Here is a 21,531-nt window from a genome sequence, read left to right on the forward strand (position 1 = left end):
ACCTCCGCCCGCCTTGTTTGTTCCACTCGCATTGGCGGAGCCGCTGCTCTTCATCAATCTCAAGCCATGCACCCAGGGGCGCGCCTCAAAGGCACAGGCATAATTGGCCCGAAACAGATGTGGGAGCGGCCTTGTGCCGCGAAGCGCCGCGCGGGCGGCGCTCGATCTCACAGGTACCCAACGTCTCAAGGCAAGCACCTAGCCTACACTCAACTGACCGATATTACCCAGTCAGCCGATCAGCGCCATCGCCTCCTGCAGGGTCAATGGCCGCTTCATGCGCTGCGACAGCGTCGCCATGGCATCGGAATAGCCCTTGGCAATCACCGCCTCGACCCGTTCATCTACACACTGCAGGGCAATAAAATCACCTTTCTCTGGCTCGCCAACGAACTCGATCCGGTTCCAGTCCTGCGTGTGTCCCAACACCTCGTAGGTACGGCCATGCTGGTAGGTCCAGAAGAACGGCACATCCGCATAGCGGCGCTGTTCGCCCAGCATGTTGGCGGCGGCGATCACCCCGTGCTGCTGGGCCAGGCGCCAATGTTCGATGCGCACCGGGCGCCCCGTGAGCGGGAAGGTGGCGATATCGCCCGCGGCCCACAGGCCATCGGCAGCACGCATTTCTGCGTCGACCCGCACCGACTTGTCCTCGCCCAGCGGCACGCCCTGCAGGAAGGCAGTGGCCGGTTTAACCCCCGTGCCTAGCAAGACCAACGGCGTTTGCAGGCGCTCGCCGTTGGCCAGCAGCACGGCTTCGACCTTGTCCTGGCCTTCGATCCGCTCAACCCCGGTGGGGCCATGGAAGGTGACCCCTTTGCGTTCATGCAGCTCTCGAATGCTGCGGCCGATGCGCTCACCCAGCTGCCGGGCCAGCGGGACTTCGTGGCGAGTGACAAGATGGACCGGTGCGCCGTACTTACGCAGGGCCGAGGCGGCTTCCAGGCCGATGAAACCATCACCGACGATCACCACCGGTTGGCCAGGTTCGGCGGCATCCAGCACCTGGGCGGCATCCTCGCGCGAACGCAGGGTAAACACCCCAGGCAGGTCGACGCCGGGCAGTTCCGGGCGCAGCGCTTTGCCGCCGGTGGCCAGCAGGCAGGCGTCGTACTCGATTTGCTCGCCGTCGGCGAGGGTGAGTTGGCGCTTCTGGCTGTTCAAGTTGCGGACCTTGCCGTGTTTACGTTCCAGTTGGCCTTTGCGCAGGGCGTAGGCTTCGAGCAGCGCGGGGACTTCATCGGGCGCCATCTGCCCGGCGATCACGAATTTGCTCAGCGAGGTACGGTCGTAGGCTGGCTGGCGCTCCTGGTCGACCCACACCAGTCGGCCGGAGAAGCCGTGGTTGAGCAGGGTGGCGACTGCAGCGCTGCCCGCAGCGCCGGCACCAACGACTACAAAACAGCGGGCATCGCTGTGCCTGGGCGGCTCGATTGCCGGCAACGGTTGGTCGTCGACCCACACTTCATCACCCTTGACCCAGGCCTTGTAACGGCGCAGGTCAGCCAGTGCCGGAGGTTCGCAAACCATGCCGTCATCAACCGCGAACGCGGCTTTGTGCCAAGGGCAAACCAGCTGGCCAGCGCAGACCACGCCTTCGTCGAGCGGCGCGCCGGCATGGGGGCAGTTGCCTTGGTAGGCACGCACCTGGTCGCCCTGGCGGACGACGATGAGTTCTTCGTTGCCGGCCTGGACGCGCAAGGGGCGGTGTTCGTCGAGTTGCGCCAGGCGGGCTACGGCGTGCTGGGTCATGGGGCTTCTCCAAAGGGGGCCTTTGGAACCATTTGACGCCCGTGGTGGGAAGTAGGTGCGCCGATCTGACGATCGGAGTCGCGTTTGCACTACTGGCACTTCTGCCAGTTTCAGTTTGCCTCACGTCTAGCCATGCTTTCATTTTGCGTTGCTACAAGGAGCCGGCCATGCTGCTCGCAGTGGATATACAACAGTCAGTGATGGGCGCCACGGCATACACTGCATACGGGGTCAGCCCGCGGAGCGACTTTGCCTTGGGCTTTGTCGGCGAGTGGTGGGACATCGCAACAGAGGGCTATTTACTTGGAAATGGCCAGCGTTTGTATCGACCGGACTTGATGAGATTCTGCAGCGCCGACTCACTTTGCCCGTTTGGCAAAGGCGGACTGAACAGCTATGCGTATTGCAAGGGCGACCCCGTAAACCATGTTGACAGAAGCGGTCATGATTTTGTGCGCACGCTGCAGCAGTTCTTCAGTGGGGTCACAGGGTCGATAAATACTGGCATGTCGGCGCTCAAGGTTGCTACGCCCATTATCAAAAGGTCTGTTCATGCCGCGCACCTTAATATGACAGCTGAGCAGTACCTTGCTTCTCCCAATCGTATTCCCGATTACCCTAAGTTGGCTCGCGCAGGCAATTCAATTGCAACGATCTCGGGGGTCGCGGGCTTGATCCTCGGCACGCCACCCGGCGTTGTAGCGGCATGGCAGGCGCAATCGTCACTCTCTTCGATATTTTCATCGAGCGTGCGGCTGGGGACCGGAGGAACGGGCATGGTAGGGCGGGGAATGCAGGCTGGGAGTTCCAGCGCCCGGACGCTTGCGGATATCAAGCAGTACAAAATCAGTCGCGCTCAGCTCGCAGCTGAGGTGGGGAAAGAGATGTTCGGGTGGAACCTGCTACAGGGAAGGGAGTCAGGCATTGTTCATGTGGAATTGCCTGAAGAAATGCGCAACATCCGGAACATGCCGGCCACTAGAGAACGGTTAGAGGTCATAGTCACTACCGTCTAACGACAATTGTCTGCCTGAAGAGCGGCGGGGATGGGTAGTTTTTGTGTGGTCTGGGCGGGCCTCTTCGCGGGTAAACCCGCTCCCACAGGATCGCCACATGCCAGAGCATCGTGGTGTCCCCTGTGGGAGCGGGTTTACCCGCGAAGGGTCTTAATTGGCCCGGGCAGAACTCAGCGCACCCGCACGGGTAACGCGCAAGGCCACCAGGCTACCCACCACGATCAGCGCCGCCAGCGAGTACAGCGCGGCATCGGTGGAGCCGGTCTGGTCCTTGATGAAACCCACCAGGTACGGGCTGAGGAAGCCTGCCATCTGCCCCACCGAGTTGATGATCGCCAGGCCCGCCACGGCGGCACTGGCACTGAGCAACGCCGTCGGCATCGGCCAGAACATCGGCAAGCCGGTGAGGGCGCCCATGGTAGCGATTGACAGGCCGAGGATGGCGATGGCCGGGTTGCCCGAGAAGTTCACGGCGATCAGCAGGCCGATAGCGCCCATCAGCATCGGCACTACAAGGTGCCAGCGGCGCTCGTTGCGCAGGTCGGCGGAACGCCCGCAAAGGATCATGAAGACGCCAGCCAGCAGGTACGGAATGGCGCTGAGCCAGCCAATCAGCAGTGGGTTGTCGAAGCCCATGCCCTTGATGATCGATGGCAGCCAGAAGTTGATTGCGTACACGCCGCTCTGGATGCAGAAGTAGACGAAGCCGAAGGTCCAGATCAGCGGGTTGGTCAACACGGCCAATACACTGTCGCCGGTGGTGTTCGGCTTGCTGGCGGCGTCGGCCTCCAGGTCGGCTGCGATCAGCTGGCGCTCGGCCGGGCTCAGCCAGGCGGCTTTCTGGTAGCCGTCACTGAGCAGGAACACCGCCAGGATACCCAACGCCACGGTCGGCAGGCCCTGGATCAGGAACATCCACTGCCAGCCGGCCAGGCCATGCTGGCCGGTGGCGAAGTGTTCGAGGATCCAGCCGGAGAATGGCCCACCCAGCAGGCCGGACACCGGGATGGCCGACATGAACAGTGCCATGATGCGCCCGCGGCGGGCCGCCGGGAACCAGCGCGAGAGGTACAGCACCACACCCGGGAAGAAGCCCGCTTCGGCGGCGCCGGTGAGCAGGCGCAGGGTGTAGAACTCGGTGGGGGTGGTGACGAACAGCAGGCAGGTGGACAAACTGCCCCAGGCAATCATCATCAGCGCAATCCAGCGCCGCGGGCCGAAGCGGTTCAGCGCCAGGTTGCTTGGCAGGCCGCACAATACGTAGCCGATGAAGAAGATGCCGGCGCCAAGGCCATACACCGTTTCGCTGAATTTCAGGGCGTCGAGCATCTGCAGCTTGGCAAAGCCGACGTTGACGCGGTCCAGGTAGTTAAACAGGTAGCAGATGAAAATGAACGGAATCAACCGCAGGGTGATGCGCCGGTACAGCGCGTTGCGGGTGGTGTCCGTGCCTTGGTCAGGGGCGGGGCTGTGTGCCATGATCGGGTTCTCTGTTGTTATGGTTGTCGCCGCGTCGCCTGTTCCGGCGCTCGCCCTGACGAGTCTCGGGGACTGCGGCGTGCCTGTCTTTGTGCTTTTGCACAGTGCTTGCCCCAGGCTCCTGTGCCCGGGCCCAAAAGCCTAACACCCAAAGGAACACGCAATGTTCGAACTCGACCATGACCTGGCACAGGATATCGTTGACCGGGCAATGGCCATTTTGCCGTGCAACGTCAACGTCATGGACAGCCAGGGCCTGATCCTGGGCAGTGGCGAGCCGGAACGCATCAACACCCGCCACGAGGGCGCGCAGCTGGTATTGGCCAACGGCCGCATTGTCGAACTGGACGTGGATGCAGCCAAATGCCTGAAGGGCGTGCAGCCGGGGGTGAACCTGCCGTTGATGCTCGATGGCCGGCTGATGGGCGTGCTCGGCCTGACCGGCGACCCGCAGCAGGTGCGCACTTACGGCGAACTGGTGCGAATGACTGCCGAAATGTTGCTGGCCCAGCGCCATTTGCAGGCTGACCAGCAATGGCGGCGGCAGCGCTGTGACGACTTGCTGGCCCTGTTGCTGGGCGGCAGCGGTGATTCTCCGCGCTTGCTCGATGAAGCCCGGCAACTGGGCCTGAAACCCCAGCTAGCGCGGGTGCCGTGCCTGTTCGAACTGGCCTCTGGGCCAGCCGCCGAGGCGCTTGCAGCATGGCTGATCAGCCGTTACCCGGACAGCTGGTGCGTCAGCCCGGCGCGCCAGTCGTTGCTGTGGTGTCGCCCGGCAGGGGCCGCGCTGGATGAAGCGCGCCTGCTGGAGCGCTTGCAACGGCACGGCTGGGAGGTGGAGCGGCTGGCCTTGGGCAGCACGGCGCAGAGCCTGGAGCAGTTGCGCCGGGGTTACCGGCGGGTACGTGACTTGCTGGCCTATGGTCGCGAAGTATTGCCAGGTGAACGCCTGCTCAGCCTGCAACGCTACCGGCTGCCGGCATTACTGTGGCGCCACCGCAACGATGACGCGCTGGATGAGCTGCTGGAGCCATTGCAGCGCATACGTGCCAGGGACAGCAGCGGCCAGTTGCTGGCGACGCTGCGTGCCTGGTGCGCGCATGACGGCCAGAGCCAGGCCTGTGCCGATGCCTTGGGCATCCACCGCAACAGCCTGCGCTATCGCCTGGAGCGGGTTGCCGAGCTGGGCGAGGTGGACCCGCTGCGGATGGAAGGGATGCTGAGCTTGTATCTGGGGTTGCAGCTGTTGCCCGCAGACTGAAGCCCTCACCTGTACTGGCCCTATCGCCGGCAAGCCAGCTCCCACAGGTTCTGCTACAGGCCCGTGGCAGCATCCTTCCTGTGGGAGCTGGCTTGCCGGCGATGGGGCCGCTACAGGCGAAAGGCATCTGCCCAAACAACCCGCCCGGCGTTTTGTGCATTTGACCGAGGCCACCTTGGCAGCCACCTGTCAGCATGCGGCCATCAGGACAGGAGAATCGCCATGAAGATCGTCATTGCCCCCGACTCGTTCAAGGACAGCCTCGACGCTGCCGGTGTTGCCCGCGCCATCGCTGCGGGCCTGGCCGAGGCGTGGCCGGACGCGCAGTTGGTCGAGTGCCCGATGGCCGACGGCGGCGAAGGCACCATGGACGCGATCCTGGCAGCAAGCCATGGCGAGCTGCGTCGCCAGACCGTGCGTGGCCCGCTGGGGCAAAGCGTCGAGGCTGGCTGGGGCTGGCTGCCGCAAAGCCGCACGGCAATCATCGAGATGGCCCAGGCCAGTGGCCTGCAACTGGTGCCAACCGGCCAGCGTGATGCCTGCCGCAGCAGCACCTGGGGTACCGGTGAGCTGGTTGCCGCCGCCTTGGCGGCCGGTGCGCAGCGCGTGGTGCTGGCCATTGGCGGCAGCGCCACCAACGACGCCGGAAGCGGCATGTTGCGCGCCCTGGGCCTGCGCCTGCTGGATGCCGAAGGGGAGGCGCTGGAAGAGGGTGGCCTGGCCTTGGCCAGGCTGGCCCGCATCGACGCCAGCGACCTCGACCCACGCCTGGCCGAGGTGCAATTCGAAGTGGCTGCAGACGTCGATAACCCGCTGTGCGGGGTCAACGGTGCTTCAGCGATCTTCGGCCCGCAGAAAGGCGCCAACCCGCAGCAGGTGCAGGCACTGGACCAGGCGTTGGGGCATTTCGCCGACCACTGCGCGCAACTGCTGGGTGAGGATGTACGTGACTACCCCGGTTGTGGTGCCGCCGGTGGCATGGGCTTCGCCGCCCGGGCGTTCATGGGCGCGCAGTTCCGCCCGGGGGTAGAGGTGGTGGCCGAACTGGCCGGGCTCGACGCCCTGGTGCAGGACGCGGACCTGGTGGTGACGGGTGAGGGCCGCTTCGATGCGCAGACACTGCGCGGCAAGACGCCGATGGGCGTGGCCCGGGTTGCCAAGCGCCATGGCGTGCCGGTGGTGGTGCTGGCCGGGACCTTGGGCGAGGGTTACCAGCAGTTGTATGCACATGGCGTCGATGCCGCCTTTGCCCTGGCCAGTGGCCCGATGAGCCTGGAGCAGGCGTGTGTCAATGCCGCTGAACTGCTGCAGGCACGGGCCTGCGACATTGGCCGCCTGTGGCGCTGCGCGGTAGGAGCGGGCTCACCCGCGAAGAAAGCGACGCGGTGAATGGCACCGGCTACGCCGGTGTTCGCGGGACAAGCCCGCTCCTACAAAGGACTGTGTTGGGCTGAATCGAACATGGCAACGAAGTTGGCCAGCGCCGGCGAGGTATGCTGGGCGCTCCATTTCATGTACAGCCCAAGCCCCGCCGCCGCCTCCTGCACTCCGATGCGGGCGACCTGTACGGCATTCGCCCGGAAACCGGTGGTGTCGCCCGGCACAGTTTCAGGGAATAAGCGCTTGCGCCTGGTTGGCCGGTAATACAGCCAGCTCGCCAAAGCGCTGCGCCGCGTCGATGTAACGCAGCGCCGATTTGGCGTCTTTCCAGCCCACGTAGCTCATCAGCGATTTCAATTCCCAACCGTTGGCGGTGGCCCAGGTGGCAAAACCGCGCCGTAACGAGTGGCCGGTATACAGCGCCGCCGGTACCCCGGCACGTTCCAGCATGCGCCGCAGCAGGCCGACCAGGCTGTTGCTGTTGAGCGCGCTGTCGCCAAGGTTGCCCCAGCGGTCGAGCTTGCGGAACACCGGCCCATGGGCAATGCCGGCAACCTCCAGCCATTGCAGGTAGGCCGTGACCGGGCACAAGGCCTTGAGGGCAGGGGTGCGGTGCTGCACACCCAGTGCTTCGCGGTCACCCTTGCTGCGCGGCAGGAACAGGGTAATGCCAACACCGGCCTCGGCCTGGATGTGCTCGACGCGCAGGCGCGCCAGCTCATCACCGCGAAAACCACGCCAGAAACCCAGTAGCAGCAGCGCGCTATCGCGCCGGGCCCGGCGCAGGGCAGCCAAATCATGCTGTTCGCAGGCTACGCGTGCCTCTTCTTCAAAACAGGCCACGGCGGTTTGCAGGTGTTGCAGCAACAGTGGCGCGGCCTGTTTCGGCGGCGTCGGGTGCAGGGTGCGGATGCCGCGTAGCACCTGGCGCACCAAGGGCGCCTTGGTCGGGTCGGGGAAACCCTGTGCCACGTGCCATTGGCTGAGCGCGGCCAGGCGTTGGCGCAGGGTGCTGACCGCGTGCTGGCTGGCGTGGTCGGCCAGGTAGCGGGCGATGCTCTCGGCAGTGGCCGGCAGGAAACCGCCCCAGTGGCTTTCGAAGTGTTCGATGGCGGCCTGATAGCTGCGCCGGGTGTTGTCTCGAGTGGCGGCGCGCAGGTAGCGCTCGATGTCGGTCATGGTACGGGTGGTGTTGGTGGGGAATGGGTACACGATAGCGTGTATCAGCAGGCAATGCATGCCAACGCGGTACTGCTGCATCCATCATCTGCTGCAGCGGCGCGTACTCGGCCTGGCTGACCGGCACCAGCCCGCTGGCATCCTGTGAGGCAACGAACGCCGCCAGCGCCTGCGGGTCTTCGAGCATGGCCTTGCGGATACGCGCTTTCAGCGCCGGGCACAGGCTGGCACTGAACACATACGGGTCATAGTAGATCGGTTGTGAGCGCCACTGCGCCTTCAGCCGTGTGGCGGCGATGGCATGCTGGGCCAGGTAGGCATCGGTGCGCTCGCTGGCGACAAATGCCGCATCGACCCGGCCCTCCAGCAAGGCTTCCAGGGCCTTGTCGTGGTTACCGGCATACACCAGTGTGCCAAAAAACTGCGTCAGCGGCATGCCCACGTGGGCGGCAAATTCGACGCTGGGCACCAGGCTGCCCGAGGTGCTTGCCGGGTCGGTCAGGCCCACGCGCTTGCCGCGCAGGGCCTCGATGCTGTTCACCGCGTCGCCACGGGTCAGCAGCAGCGCCTGATAGTGGTTGCCCGCTGGCGTGTAGGGGCCGGCGCTCAAGGTAAAGGTGGCAAACGGTTCGATCTGCGGGTCGCGACGATGGGCCAATACATATGACGCCGGGCCAAGCCGGGCAATGTCCGCACCGCCCGATACAATGGCATCGACCACGCTTTCGTAGGAGGCCGCGATCACCAGCTCCACCGGCACCCCGGCCGCCGTGCTCAAACGCTGCAGCAGCGGCTGGTGCTCACGGGCCATGGCCTCGGCGCTTTTGATCGGTATCACCGCCAGGCGCAGGCTGTGGGGCCTGCAATCGGCAGCAGCGACCTTGGCCGACAAACTGGCCGCCAGCAGCCACGCCAGTGCGCTCAGTACACGCATGCCTTTTCCTCGATGCCGTTGAAAGGCGGGTAGTCGAGCAGTTGCGCCGGCGACAGCGGCCGGCTGAAGTGGTAGCCCTGGGCGATATCGCAACCAGCCAGCTTCAGGCACACCACCTGTTCACGGGTTTCCACGCCTTCGGCAACCACTTCCAGCCCCAGGCGCTTGGCCAAGATGATGGTAGAAGTCACGATCGGGCTGTCGTCAGGGCTGTTGGACAGCGGCGCAATCAGCGAGCGGTCGATCTTCAGCTTGCTCAATGGCAACGAATGCAAATGGGCGAAGCCGGCGTAGCCGCGGCCGAAGTCGTCCAGGCTGATGCCCAGGCCAGCGCCACGCAAGGTATGCAGGTGGGTCACGGCTGTGCTTTCGGGGTCGAGGATTGTGGTCTCGGTAATTTCCAGCTCCAGCCGCGAGGGTGCAATGCCATGGTGCTGCAATTTGCCCAGCAACCGCGTAGCAAAGCCGGTCTGACGCAACTGCAAGGCCGATACATTCACCGCCAGCCGCGTTTCCCGGCCTTGGGCATCCCAACTGGACAAGGCCTCACAGGCCAGGCGCAGCACCTCCCAGCCCAGGTCGACAATAAAGCCGCTGCGCTCGGCAAGGTCGATGAAACGGTCCGGGTAGAGCAGGCCGAACTCGGGGTGGTCCCAGCGCACCAGCGCTTCGTAGCCCAGCACCTGCTGGGTATCCAGGCGAATCTGCGGCTGAAAGTGCAGCAGGAACTGGCGCTCGGCCAAGGCACTGCCAAACGCCTGCTCCAGGGTAAAGGCCTGGATGTCGGCCAGGTTCAGCGAGGGGTCGAAGAAGCGATACTGTGCACGCCCGGCCTGCTTGGCCGAATACATCGCGGCGTCGGCAGTGCGGATCAGGCTGTCGATATCCTGGCCGTCGCGCGGGCAGATGCTCACACCAACGCTGGGGCTGGTGTTGACCTCCTGGCCGCCGAGGGCATAGGTGGCCGACAGCTTTTGTACCAGTACGCGAACCCAGGCATTGATCTGGTCTTCACTGCGCTCGCCGGCTAGCAGCACCACGAACTCGTCGCCGCCAAAGCGTGAAGCTTCGTCGCCGGGCTCCAGCAAGCGTTGTATGCGACCCGCCACGGCTTGCAGAAGCAGGTCGCCGATCTTGTGCCCGAGCGAGTCGTTGATCGACTTGAAACGGTCCATGTCGATGAACAGGATCGCCATCAACCGGCGCTTGCCCCGTTGCCGGGTCAGTGCCTGTTCGGCGACTTCGACGAACTGGCGGCGGTTGTGCAGGCCGCTGAGGTGGTCGGTGGCGGCGGCGTGGCTGCTGCGCCGGTGTTCGTCCTCGAGGCGGCCGATCAGTTGCTGGTTGACCTGCTGGGCGTGCTCCAGGGCGTTGAAGGCCTCTTGGCGCTTGCGCAACAGGCGCAGGGTCCACATCAGGCTGGCAAGGATCATCAGGGTCATGCTCAGGTTCAGCCAGAACTGCCGGGAATAGGCCAGTGTCGAGGGGGCGAGGATCTCGTCCTGACGCTGGCTGACCACCACGCTGAAACCGCGCTCGGGCACCCGCCGGTACAGGCTCTGAAAGGCCTCGCCAGCGGCATACTGGGTGAGCAGGCCGGCTTCGTTGCCGCGCCTTGGCAGCTCTGGTTGCAACGTATCGCCGGCCACCACCACGCCGCTGGTGTCGATGCGCAACCGCTCCAGGCCATCATCCTGCAGCAGGCGTACCAGGCCGCTGCTGCCCAGGTCGATGTGCTGGAACAATACCGCCAGGTAACCGATGTCCAGCTGTACCACCAGAATGTTCTCGATCTTCCGGCCGGTCGGGTCGGTCAGCGGCAGCAGGAACGGCAGGCGCCAGGTGGGCAGGGCCGCGGGTTGGTCGGGGGGCTGGATGCTGGGCAGGAAGGCTTTGAACCCGTAGTGGCCAACGTGCTGCCGCAGCTGGTGCAGCCAGTCGTCAGGCAACGCCGGGGCCTCGTCGGCATGGCTGGCCGACAGCAGCCGGCCTTGCCGGTCATACAGGCTCATGCGCTTGAACACCGGGTCTTCGGCGAGGATGCGCGCCAGGCTGAAGTTACGCTGGCGCAGCACTTTCATGTCGTCCTGAGTCACCCGGCCGACCGCCTGGGCGCGGTCGACCAGTTGGCGCAGGCTTTCGCCGACAATGCTGGCCAGGTTCAGGTGCTCGGCGGCCTTCGCCGACAGTGCATCCTGGCGGGCGGCGGCTTTCTGGGTGACGTGCAGCCCCCAGAGAAAGGCCAGGGTGGCCGCACAAAGCATCAGGTTCAGCAGCCGCAGAAGGCTGGCGGAGGAAAGCGAACGGCGAATCACTGCTGATAGTTCCCGACCCTGGGTGGTGCTGAAAAAATACGACAGTCAGATGACAGGCTGATGACTGGTGGCGTTGTGCCTTTAAGGTTTCCCCCTATCTGCCACCGGCGTTTGCAAACGCGTGGTTTCTTCTTCGATATAGCTCATCAACGCGCTGACTTCAGCTTCGCCCAGGCGCATGTTGGGCATGGCCAGGCGGTTGTACTGCTCATACAGCAGCAGGGCCAAAGGGTCTTTCTCGGCCAGCATCTGGTCGGGCTCCTTCAGCCAGCGGGTCAGCCAGTTGGCGTCACGCTGGCGAGTGACCCCCAGCAAGTCCGGGCCGATGCCTGGCTGGCCCGGCTCGGTGTTGCCCAAGGTGTGGCAGGACGAGCAGCGGGTACGGAAGATCTGCTCGCCACTGCCGGGCGGGCGCACTTCGGGGGCCTGGGCATAGTCATTGTTCATGGCGCTGGCCTGCTTCCAGTTGTGCAGGCTGTTGCCCAGGCGGTCGGCGAGAATGTAAGGGCTTTCAAAAGGCGAGGCCTTCATCCAGCGGCCGGTGGCCTGGTTGCCGATGATCAGGCTCAAGTTGTGGTCCTTGGAGCGGCCGTTTTCCAGGCCATCAATCCACAGCCCCAGGCTACGGCGCAGTTGCTCGATGTCGTTGGGCTCGCCGGTCAGCAGCGTCCAGCCGGGGCCGATGGAGAACTTTTCGGCGTAGCGCTTGAGGGTGGCGGGCGTGTCGTTGTAGGGGTCGATGCTGATGGAATAGAGGAAGATGTCCTTGCCGACCCGGTCGCCGAGGATCTTCTGTACCTGGCGCAGGCGCGCGGTCTCCACCGGGCAGGAGTCGGAGCAGCCGGTGAAGATGAAGTTGATGGCGACCACCTTGTCCTTGATCAGGTCGTCATAGAAGTGCACTTTTTCGCCGTCCTGGGTGAGCAGGGGGATGTTCGGGAAGTAGTTGGCACCCCAGGGGGTGGCGGCTTCTGCGGCTATCGGTTGTGGTTGCGGTTGTAACGGCCAGAACGGGACGCTGGCGGCGAACAGTGCGAGTACCAGCAGGAAACGCCATGAGCCAGGCATGATGGGGACCTCGTCAATGGTTGCGACGCGGTGGATGGCACCGGCCTGGCCGGTGTTCGCGGGTGAACCCGCTCCCACACAAAACCCCGTAGGAGCGGGTTCACCCGCGAAGGGCCGCAGAGCGGCCCCTGCTTTCCAGTTACTTGATGCTGATCGGCACGGTCACGCTCTGCCCCAGTGTCGATTTGACCGTCACCGTCGCCGGTGTGGCCGGGCCGCTGCCGGTGGTGGTCACCGACACCCGCCAGCGGGCACCGCTGGTGGCGGCGGTCAGCGTGGCATTGCCCAGGCTCAGCGGGCCGCTAGTGGTTGCCGCAGTCGCGCTGATGCTGTTGCCAGTGGCCACCGAGGTCGTTCCGGACAGGTCCCAGGTGTAACGGTTGCCACTGCGCACCTGCACCACGGCACTGGTGACCTGGATCTGGTCGACCGGTGCCGCCGGGTTCACCACGATGCTGACCGTGGCAGGGTTCACCGACTCGGCGCCCTTGGCATCACGCGCTGTGTAGGTGAAGCTGGCGGTGAACGGCGTATCGACCGTGGCCGGCGGGGTGTAAGTCACCGTGGTGCCATCGGTACTGACCACGCCCTTGCCGGAGTCCGGCTGGTTCAGGCCAGTGACGGTCAGCGGTACGTTGCCATCCGGGTCGCTGTCGTTGGCCAGCACGTTCAGGGTGATTGCCTTGCCGGCGGTGGTTGCCGCGCTGTCATTGGCCGCGACCGGTGGCTTGTTGGCCGGGTCGTCGTCATCGTTGTGGCCTTTGGTGCGGAAGGTTGGCAAGCCCACCGACGCCATGTACTCCACGCCATCCCAACCCGGCAGCGGGGTTGGCATCACCTGGAACTGGCCCGGGTGTTCAAGGTCCCAGCGCAGCAGCATCGACGAGTCCTCGTGCTGGGTGTTGTGGCAGTGTTCCATGTAGGTACCGGCAAATTCACGGAAGCGGATGGCCATTTCCACTTCTTCCGACGAGTCGGCGTCTGGCCCGATGCGATACACGTCCTTGCGTGCCCACTTTTCCCATTCTGGCGGTGCCTTGCCGTCGCGGCTGAGGATCACGCCTTCCTCGAAGTGCACATGTACCGGGTGGCTCCAGCCGTTGCCGCCGTTCTTGATCTTCCATACTTCCAGGGTGCCGTCGCCACTGAAGCCGCCGTCGGTGGACTGATTGGCCAGTTGCGGCGCCGCGCTGATGCGCCGAGGGTCCATGCTGTAGCCAAAACCACCGTCGGTCTTGATGGTCCACGGGGTTGTGTCGGTACCGTCCGAGCGGCCAAAGATGAACTCGCGGTGGCGGGCATCCTTGATCTTGGCCAGGTCGGACGCCGAATTGCGGTCGATCGGCAGCGGAATCATCTTCAGGCCTTGGGGCTTGCCTGGTTTGGCCGGTTCATAGGCGGCGGGGTCCATGCTCACGTCTTGGCCGGTGTAGGGCTGCACGATCAACTGCAGGAACTTGCCGACTATTGGGTCGCCTTTATCCCATTGCGGCCCCTTGCTGGTCTGCTTGATCACTGCCTTGTAGGTTTCCGACAGTACATCGGCCAGCGCAATGGTGCCTTCCGGGCCTTTGCCGCTCTGGTGCTCCTCAAGGTTGACGAAATACAGCTTGTCGCCAACCTTGATGCCGTTCTTGGCGAAGTTGATGATGATGTCGTAACGCTCGGCGATGCCTTGCAGCGGCAGAATTGCGTTGTTGTCCTGCAGGTTGCCGTCGCCGTTGAGGTCCAGGGTACCGTCGAACGGAACGGCGTGTTCCATGATGTTGCCGTCGTTGGCGATCATGTGGAACGGCACCCGTGCATACGACACGTTGGAGCCGGAGGGGCCTTTGAACTCGCCGCCGTTGCCGGCGATTTCGCGCACCACGGCAAACTTGAAGTACCGTGATACCGAGCCGTTGAGAATGCGGAACCGGTAGCTGCGTGCGCGCACTTTAAGCTTGGGCTGGTACTGCCAGTTGACCAGCATCTGGTCACCGAGGAAACCGTCGGTATTGAAGGGGTTGAACCACAGTTGGCCGCTGGCGTCCCAGGCCTTGTCGGCGATCACCAGGTTGACGTCATAGTCACGGTTGCCCCATGGCATGGCGGTGCCGCTGGGGAAACGCAGGTTGACGCCGTCCTGCAGGGCCTCGTTACCGCGGTCCAGGGCGCTGTAATAGTTCATCATCACAGCGTTGCCTTTGTAGACGTTCTGCGCCGTGAAATCCATCATGTGGTCGTGGAACCAGTGGGTACTCATGGTTTCGCGCCAGTCGCCGCGAATCTTGATGCTGCCGTTCTGGCAGGTTTTCAAGCCCGGCGTGCCATCGTTGACGAACAGGGTTTCGCCCGGTGAGCAAGGGAAGGCCGCACGCGCGTCCTGGGCGCGGGTGTTGATGGTGTCGTAGCCGGCCAGTTGTACTGGCCAGCGGTAGTCGTAGTACTGGCCGGGGAAGAAGTAGGCGTTGGCAAAGCCGTCGCTCTCGGCCGGCGAGTGGCCGTTGTGTTCGTGAGTCGAGATGGTGTGGAGGCCAAAACCGCCGTTGGCCGACGGGTCGATCGGCAAGGCGTTGTAATGGCGCATGAGGATCGGCTGGCCATAGCGCACCATCAGCAGCTTGACCGGGAAGGTGCCGTCGAAGGTCCACAACGACTTGTGGTTCTGTAGCGGCATGTTCGGGTGGAAGCGGGTGTCGATGCCCTTGGTGGTCCCCAGCGTGGTCGGGATATCCGAGGTCTGGTAATACAGGCCGCCCGGGGCAAACTCGCCGACTGCATAGTTGTGCAGCTGCTTGCGGTCACGCAGGCCAAGGTTGATGCGCGCGCCGGCCTGGGCTGTCTTGAACGCTGCCTGCGGGTAGAACTCGTTCCAGCGTTGGTGCGACCAGCCTTTTCCTGGTGGCCGGCCTTCTGCCGGCGAACCCACGGGTTTCCGGTTGAGGAACATCTCGATCTGCGCTTTCCATGGGTTACGGTCGAGCACATTGGCGTATTGGGTCGGGAACGGGTACAGGCCCGGTTGCTTGAGAAACGCCTCCAGGGCCGTGCCGCTGGGGCCGCTGCGGGCAACCACGTTAGGGTCTTGTGCAGGCGCAGCGCCCAGCGTAGGGACCGGGAAGGTCAGGTCGGGTGCTGGCAAATTCGGGTCGAGTTTCTCAGGGCCGAATTCCTCGAACAGCAGCAGTTGCTGCGTGAACGGTTGCGCACCGAATAACGGGCTCGGCTTGCCGTTGGTAGGGTATTTATCCGAGGTTTGCAGCAACGGTGGCAATACATTGTCGATGCGCACCGTGTTACGGTCGCCGTACATGCCATCCGTCAGTTCCAGAGCGCCTTCATTAGCCTCGGGCAGGGTGTACAGGTTAAGCAGGGCGGGGTCAGGGTCGGCGGGTTGGTCAGTGTAGGCCGACGGGTCGGTCGGCGGTGGCATGCTGTTGTCGTCAAGCGGAGATGCCATCGCCGAGATCAGCCCAAGGCTGACCATCAGCGCGGTGAGGCAGGACAGCTGGAATGCGTGCCTGGCAGGGTCGATCACGGCAGGTGTTTTCATTGCTTTATGCCTCGCTCGCGGCTGAATAGCTTTAAGCCATCAATGGCGTTTTGCCTGATAAATGGCCCCGAGCAATGGCTGTGCCAACCGTTATTTCTGCAATGCCTTGTCATACAAAACTGCGCAATACCTGAGCCGCACTCAATAATCGCGCCGCAAATGTGGGGATAAGTCCCCAGTAGCGGGGCACCCTATGGCCCACCATTTGGGTTATGTAGTGACAGCCGGACCGCGCTGGGGTATATGTGACGCCACCAAGGGGAGCCTGGCAACGGGCTGAGAAACCGCTGGATGCAACAGCGCGGTGACCCTTCGAACCTGATCCGGATCATGCCGGCGAAGGGATGGGATTGGTTACCTGCCTTTTTGCCGGCCTCACTGCGAGGCCCGTTCATGCCATTTGCCAAGGTCTCGCTGTCACCTTCACCAAGGACAGCAACATGACCGAACGTTTCAGCCAGTCCCTGCGCCAGCAGAGCGAGCCGACCTGGTCGGCGGCCGTTGGCCACCGTTTCGTGACCCAATTGTGCGACGGCAGCCTGCCGGCCCCGATCATGGTCGACTACCTGGTGCAGGACCACCGCTTTCTCGACAGCTTCCTGACCTTGCTTGGCGCGGCCATCGCCACGGCCGACACCTTCGAGGCGCGCCTGCGCTTTGGCCGCTTTGCCGGGATGATTTCCAGCGACGAAAACACCTATTTCCTGCGTGCCTTCGAGGCCCTGGATGTAAGCCCGGCGCAACGCACTGAGCCCGCCGATACCGCACCCACTGCAGGCTTCAAGGCAATCATGCGTGAAGCGGCCGCGACCCGTTCATACGCAGCAGCGCTGGCGGTACTCAATGTTGCCGAAGGGCTGTACCTGGACTGGGCGCTGAAGGCGCCAAAGCCGATGCCAGAGCACTTCGTCCACGCCGAGTGGATCACCCTGCACGACAACCCGGCCTTCCAGGACTTCGTCGCCTTCCTGCAGGCCGAACTGGACCGCGTCGGGCCGCAGGAGGCCGCAATGGCGGCTGACTTCTACCAGCGTACCGTGGCGCTGGAGCTGGCCTTCTTCGATGCTGTCTACCCGGAGGGGCAATGAGCATGGACATCTTCGCGCGCCTCAAAGCTGCGGCCTCACCGCAGTGGAACCGCTATGTAGACCATGACTTTGTACGGCAGATGGGCGAGGGCACGCTGAGCCAGGAAGCGTTCCGGACCTACCTGGTGCAGGACTACCTGTTCCTTATCCAGTTCGCACGGGCCTGGGCGCTAGCCGCCTACAAGAGCCGCCGCCCAGCCGACATCCGCGCCGCGCAGGCCACGCTGTCGGCGATTCTCGATGAAACCGAGCTGCACTTGCGCCTGTGCGCGCGCTGGGGGCTGAGCCAGGCCGATATCGAGGCGGCACCGGAGCACCAGGCGACCGTGGCCTATACCCGCTACGTACTGGACTGCGGCGCCGCCGGTGACCTGCTGGAGTTGCAGGTGGCGTTGGCACCCTGCGTGATTGGCTATGCAGAGATAGGCCGGGCCCTGGCCGAGCAGATTGGCGACTTGAGTAGCCACCCGTACCGCGAGTGGATTGGTGAGTATGCCAGCGAAGGTTATCAAGGCATGGCGGCAGCGGCGCGCAAACACCTGGATGAACTGGCGGCGCGCAGCATGACCGAGCAGCGCTTCATTGAGCTGGTGGGGGTTTTTGGCCAGGCCTCCAGCCTGGAGGCTGACTTTTGGCAGATGGGGTTGGATGGGGTTGCCTGAAAAAGGCGAGGTGTTCGCCGTGCGTTTAGCGGCGCCTGTGAGATCGAGCGCCGCCCGCGCGGCGCTTCGCGGGGCAAGCCCGCTCTCACAGTCTTTTTTCGGGCCAATTATTCCTGTGAGGTCACCTCTGTCCCCCTTGTTTGTTCCCTTCGATATTGAAGGGGGGGGGGCGCCGCGGCTTTTCATCAATCTTCAGCCATGCACCCAGGGTGCGCGCGCCAAAGGCACAGGCATAATTGGCCCGAAACAGATGTGGGAGCGGCCTTGTGCCGCGAAGCGCCGTGCGGGCGGCGCTAGACCTCACAGGCACCCAGCATCTCAAGACAAGCACCTGTCAGCCCTTACTGTTTAACCGACAAGCTCACTCCTACAATTGCGTATGAGCGAAGTCCATGGCAAGGAGCGACACTATGCACATCATCAACGCACGCCTGCGCGGCAAACCCGGGCTGTTCCGCATCGAACTGAACGGCGAACGCATTGCCGCCATCGTGCCTCAGGCCGAGCTGGCGACTGTTGCTGGCGATGATCTGGACGCCGCGCAGAACCTGGTAGTGGCGCCTTTCGTCGAGCCGCACATCCACCTCGACGCCACCCTGACCGCTGGCGAGCCAAGATGGAACATGAGCGGCACCCTGTTCGAAGGCATCGAATGCTGGGCCGAGCGCAAGGAAATAACCACCCACGACGACATCAAGACCCGTGCGAAGAAGACCATCGACATGCTGGTGGACCACGGGATCCAGCATGTCCGTACCCATGTCGATGTCACCGACCCGACACTCACTGCGCTCAAGGCCATGGTCGAAGTACGCGAAGAAGTGCGCGAGCTGGTCGACCTGCAGATCGTCGCCTTCCCCCAAGAGGGTATCGAATCGTATGCCAACGGCCGGGCACTGATGACCGAAGCGGTGGCCATCGGCGCCGATGTGGTTGGCGGCATCCCGCATTTCGAGAACACCCGTGAGCAGGGCGTGTCATCGGTAAAGTTCCTGATGGACCTGGCCGAACGCACCGGCTGCCTGGTGGACGTGCACTGCGACGAAACCGACGACCCACAATCGCGCTTCCTCGAAGTGCTGGCCGAGGAGGCCCGGGTTCGCGGCATGGGCGCGCGGGTCACGGCCAGCCATACCGTGGCCATGGGCTCATACGACAACGCCTACTGCTACAAGCTGTTTCGCCTGTTGAAGCTGTCGGGGATCAACTTCGTGTCGTGCCCGACCGAGAGCATTCACCTGCAGGGGCGCTTCGACAACTACCCGAAACGCCGCGGCGTTACCCGCGTGGCCGAGATCGACCGCGCCGGGATGAACGTGTGCTTTGGCCAGGACTCCATCGTCGACCCTTGGTACCCCTTGGGCAACGGCAACATCCTGCGCATTCTCGAAGCAGGCCTGCACATTTGCCACATGCTTGGCTACGAAGACCTGCAGCGCTGCCTGGACCTGATCACCGACAACAGCGCCCGCACCCTGAACCTGGGCGAGCGCTATGGCATCGAGGTGGGGCGGCCGGCGAACCTGTTGCTGCTGTCGGCGCCGGACGATTACGAGATGGTACGCAGCCAGGGGCATGCACGGGTGTCGGTACGTAATGGCAGGGTGCTGATGCAGCGCACGCCAGCGCAGGTGCGGCGTATGCGTTAACGCGGCTTCAGTCTCAGGCGTTCACTGCCGCCAAGGCGCAGCGTGCGATTTGCACATCCTGTACAGCCACCTGGGTGCTGTGAACGTCGAAGCCCAGGGCGGCCACACAGGATAACCGCCACGCGTTTACCCTGGTAACGGGCAGCCAGCTTCTGCATACCGGCGACCGCAACCGCTGCCGGGCCTTGGATGATCCAGCGCTCGCTGTTGGCGATATCGCGCATGGCGGCGCGTATTTCGTCTTCGCTGACCAATACGGTATTGGTCACCAGCGCCTGGCATCGCGGGAAGCTGATAGAACCTGGCTCGACACCCGCCGCAGTGCCGTCCGAAAGTGTTTCACGGGCATCCACCTCGATGATTTCTCCTGCCTACAGCGACGAACGGTACGCCTTATGCCTTGACTCGCCTGGCGGCCTCCAGCTCTGCGCCAACCTGACACAAGCCGGCGCACCCGAGGCGCCAGTACGGGCGCCAGGCGCGAAAACGGCTGCAATGGGTCTGTCACATGCGATAAGCCGTGATTATTCCACCTGAGGAAATGTTTGCAGGTGTGCTGCGATATCGCCATAATTAGTACGTAATTACATGTTACATAACACAGTACAAAATCGTAGGAGCAAGCATGGCCCGGGGCGGTATCAACAAGGTGGTAGTGCAACAGGCGCGTCAGGCGCTGATTGCCCGGGGCGAGAACCCCAGCATCGATGCCATACGTATCGAGCTGGGCAATACCGGCTCGAAGACCACGATTCACCGCTACCTGAAGGAGCTGAACGGCCAGCAGCCATTGGCCTCCGAAGGTGGCGCCGCCCTGAGCGATGTACTGAGCCGCCTGGTCGGGCAACTGGCAACCCAACTGCAGGACGAGGCGGACCTTACGATCGAGCAGGCCGAAAGTACCTTCACCAAACAACGCGAACAGCTGGAGGCGCAGCTGGAAATCGCGCGGCAGGCGTTGGCTGCAGCGCACCAGCAGCACGAGATCGATGCAGGTGCATTGGCCGCAGAGACTGAAAAATTGCTGTCTACGCAAAGCACGTTGCAGGCCGAGCAGCTGCGCAATGCCAGTCTCAACCAGTCGTTAGGTGAGCTGCAGGTACGCCTTGACGACAAGGACGAGCAGGTCAAGTCGCTTGAAGACAAGCACCGTCACGCCCGCGATGCGCTGGAGCACTACCGCAACGCCAGCCGCGAACAGCGCGAGCAGGAACAGCGCCGCCACGAAGCGCAGTTGCAGCAGATGCAGGTGGAGTTGCGCCAGTTGCAGCAGGGCATGATCGTCAAGCAGGACGAGCTGACCCGGCTGCACCGCGACAACGAACGCTTGCTCGGTGAGCACCGCCAGGCCGCCAGCGAATGCCGGGCGCAGGACGAGTTGCTGGAGCAGCGCGATGCGCAGATCCAGGGCCTGCGCACGATCCTGGCCCAGGCCCAGGGCGCCAGTGAGGAAATGCGCCGCCAGCTGGATGCACAAGCGCAAAGCCTGGAGGACCGCCGCGAGCTGTGTGCCGCGCAGGCGCGACAGTTGCAGCGCTTCGAGGAACAGCTTAAGGAGCGTGACGAGGCGTTGGCGCAGTACCGGGCCCAGGTGGCTGAAGCTGCAGATTAATCAAACTTTTCCAGATCTGGGTTTTCTTCCGTAGACACCCACCGGAGATAGCGCCATGTCTGAATCACGACCACCGCATGACCAAGGGCCTCATTCATCCGAGCAGGCCGATAAGCCGGATGACTTGGGTTTCGACCCGGATTCGCCGGATGTCGATGACCCGCAGGTCGACCCGCAAGGGCCGGCCACACCGCCCAGAGACGTCGAGAAAAAAGGGTAAATCGGGGGAGGGCTGCCCTGCAGCCCATCACCGGCAAGCCGGCGCCCACAGGGTCAGCACATGCCGTAAGGTTAGTGCTGCCAGTGTGGGGGCTGGCTTGCCGGCGATAGTGCAAGGTCATGCAGCCATCAGCTTTCAGCTTGCCTGGCTGCCTCAACACCCGCTGCCGACAGCTTGATCGGGTAGCTCACAGTAATCTGGTGATCACTGCTTACTGCCACACTACCATCCTGGATCAAGCCCGCCTCCTGCAATGTCTTGAGCATGCCGGCCACCGCTTTTTCACCGCGATAGTTGTCCAGCACTTCCTTGCCCAGCCCCTCAGGGTGCGCGTGCAGCAGGCGGGTGAGCACTTCGGCTTTCAATGCATCGTTGCTCATC

General features: G+C 63.6%; 16 protein-coding genes, 1 pseudogene and 1 riboswitch. Of the genes and pseudogenes, 8 read left to right on the forward strand and 9 right to left on the reverse strand.

What is annotated here, in order from left to right; genetic code table 11:
- Nucleotides 1–231 precede the first annotated feature (231 nt).
- Nucleotides 232–1,752: an FAD-dependent oxidoreductase gene (locus tag ACI2KG_RS04735; RefSeq protein ID WP_404660998.1), complete on the reverse strand. Its 1,521-nt coding sequence runs from the start codon at nucleotides 1,750–1,752 to the stop codon at nucleotides 232–234.
- Between the two features lie 167 nt (nucleotides 1,753–1,919).
- Here ACI2KG_RS04735 and ACI2KG_RS04740 point away from each other — a divergent pair, with 167 nt between their 5' ends.
- Complete coding sequence (locus ACI2KG_RS04740) at nucleotides 1,920–2,768, forward strand: RHS repeat-associated core domain-containing protein (protein ID WP_404660999.1); 849 nt, start codon at nucleotides 1,920–1,922, stop codon at nucleotides 2,766–2,768.
- A 150-nt stretch (nucleotides 2,769–2,918) separates the two neighbouring features.
- Here the strand turns inward: ACI2KG_RS04740 and ACI2KG_RS04745 are convergent, their stop codons facing one another.
- Entirely contained in the window at nucleotides 2,919–4,247 is a 1,329-nt protein-coding gene (locus ACI2KG_RS04745) for an MFS transporter (protein WP_201201790.1), read from the reverse strand.
- A gap of 163 nt (nucleotides 4,248–4,410) precedes the next feature.
- Between ACI2KG_RS04745 and ACI2KG_RS04750 the strand changes: the two genes are divergently transcribed.
- Both ACI2KG_RS04750 and ACI2KG_RS04755 read left to right on the forward strand, forming a co-directional pair.
- Complete coding sequence (locus ACI2KG_RS04750) at nucleotides 4,411–5,508, forward strand: sugar diacid recognition domain-containing protein (protein ID WP_404661000.1); 1,098 nt, start codon at nucleotides 4,411–4,413, stop codon at nucleotides 5,506–5,508.
- A 222-nt stretch (nucleotides 5,509–5,730) separates the two neighbouring features.
- Nucleotides 5,731–6,897 (forward strand): glycerate kinase, encoded by a 1,167-nt coding sequence (locus ACI2KG_RS04755; RefSeq protein ID WP_404661001.1) that lies wholly within the window; start codon nucleotides 5,731–5,733, stop codon nucleotides 6,895–6,897.
- A 219-nt stretch (nucleotides 6,898–7,116) separates the two neighbouring features.
- Here ACI2KG_RS04755 and ACI2KG_RS04760 read toward each other — a convergent pair whose 3' ends face one another.
- From ACI2KG_RS04760 to ACI2KG_RS04780, 5 genes are all read right to left on the reverse strand, one after another.
- A complete protein-coding gene (locus ACI2KG_RS04760) occupies nucleotides 7,117–7,821 on the reverse strand; it encodes a site-specific integrase (protein WP_404661002.1) in 705 nt (234 codons plus the stop codon).
- A complete protein-coding gene (gene phnD / locus ACI2KG_RS04765) occupies nucleotides 7,718–9,001 on the reverse strand; it encodes a phosphate/phosphite/phosphonate ABC transporter substrate-binding protein (RefSeq protein ID WP_404661003.1) in 1,284 nt (427 codons plus the stop codon). Before phnD ends, ACI2KG_RS04760 begins: the two co-directional genes overlap by 104 nt.
- Nucleotides 8,989–11,316 carry a putative bifunctional diguanylate cyclase/phosphodiesterase gene (locus ACI2KG_RS04770; RefSeq protein ID WP_404661004.1) on the reverse strand — a complete coding sequence of 776 codons (2,328 nt, stop codon included), beginning with the start codon at nucleotides 11,314–11,316 and terminating at the stop codon, nucleotides 8,989–8,991. The genes phnD and ACI2KG_RS04770 overlap by 13 nt, the downstream gene beginning before the upstream one ends.
- 81 nt (nucleotides 11,317–11,397) lie before the next feature.
- The gene (locus tag ACI2KG_RS04775; protein WP_404661005.1) at nucleotides 11,398–12,384 is read right to left on the reverse strand and encodes an SCO family protein; all 987 of its coding nucleotides are present in this window, start codon (nucleotides 12,382–12,384) and stop codon (nucleotides 11,398–11,400) included.
- Nucleotides 12,385–12,523: 139 nt separating this feature from the next.
- Entirely contained in the window at nucleotides 12,524–15,919 is a 3,396-nt protein-coding gene (locus tag ACI2KG_RS04780; RefSeq protein WP_404661006.1) for an Ig-like domain-containing protein, read from the reverse strand.
- A 247-nt stretch (nucleotides 15,920–16,166) separates the two neighbouring features.
- Nucleotides 16,167–16,281: riboswitch (TPP riboswitch) on the forward strand.
- A 78-nt stretch (nucleotides 16,282–16,359) separates the two neighbouring features.
- Between ACI2KG_RS04780 and ACI2KG_RS04785 the strand changes: the two genes are divergently transcribed.
- From ACI2KG_RS04785 to codA, 3 genes are all read left to right on the forward strand, one after another.
- Nucleotides 16,360–17,007, forward strand: coding sequence for a TenA family protein (locus ACI2KG_RS04785; RefSeq protein WP_404661007.1), 648 nt, complete (start codon nucleotides 16,360–16,362; stop codon nucleotides 17,005–17,007).
- Entirely contained in the window at nucleotides 17,004–17,669 is a 666-nt protein-coding gene (gene tenA, locus ACI2KG_RS04790; RefSeq protein WP_404661008.1) for a thiaminase II, read from the forward strand. Before ACI2KG_RS04785 ends, tenA begins: the two co-directional genes overlap by 4 nt.
- Nucleotides 17,670–18,079: 410 nt before the next feature.
- Nucleotides 18,080–19,318 carry a cytosine deaminase gene (gene codA, locus ACI2KG_RS04795; RefSeq protein WP_404661009.1) on the forward strand — a complete coding sequence of 413 codons (1,239 nt, stop codon included), beginning with the start codon at nucleotides 18,080–18,082 and terminating at the stop codon, nucleotides 19,316–19,318.
- Nucleotides 19,319–19,416: 98 nt separating this feature from the next.
- Here the strand turns inward: codA and ACI2KG_RS04800 are convergent.
- Nucleotides 19,417–19,689: pseudogene (locus ACI2KG_RS04800) on the reverse strand (pyridoxal-phosphate dependent enzyme); the annotation flags it as partial.
- A 254-nt stretch (nucleotides 19,690–19,943) separates the two neighbouring features.
- Between ACI2KG_RS04800 and ACI2KG_RS04805 the strand changes: the two are divergent.
- Both ACI2KG_RS04805 and ACI2KG_RS04810 read left to right on the forward strand, forming a co-directional pair.
- The gene (locus ACI2KG_RS04805) at nucleotides 19,944–20,930 is read left to right on the forward strand and encodes a DNA-binding protein (RefSeq protein ID WP_404661010.1); all 987 of its coding nucleotides are present in this window, start codon (nucleotides 19,944–19,946) and stop codon (nucleotides 20,928–20,930) included.
- 55 nt (nucleotides 20,931–20,985) lie between these two features.
- Nucleotides 20,986–21,150, forward strand: coding sequence for a DUF6021 family protein (locus tag ACI2KG_RS04810; protein ID WP_400618751.1), 165 nt, complete (start codon nucleotides 20,986–20,988; stop codon nucleotides 21,148–21,150).
- Nucleotides 21,151–21,278: 128 nt separating this feature from the next.
- On the opposite strand, the gene ACI2KG_RS04815 is transcribed toward ACI2KG_RS04810, so the two are convergent.
- The gene (locus tag ACI2KG_RS04815) at nucleotides 21,279–21,530 is read right to left on the reverse strand and encodes a hypothetical protein (protein ID WP_404661011.1); all 252 of its coding nucleotides are present in this window, start codon (nucleotides 21,528–21,530) and stop codon (nucleotides 21,279–21,281) included.
- Between the last annotated feature and the right edge of the window lies 1 nt (nucleotide 21,531).

Origin of the sequence: Pseudomonas sp. NPDC089407, assembly GCF_044900445.1 — a bacterium.
Lineage (GTDB): Bacteria > Pseudomonadota > Gammaproteobacteria > Pseudomonadales > Pseudomonadaceae > Aquipseudomonas.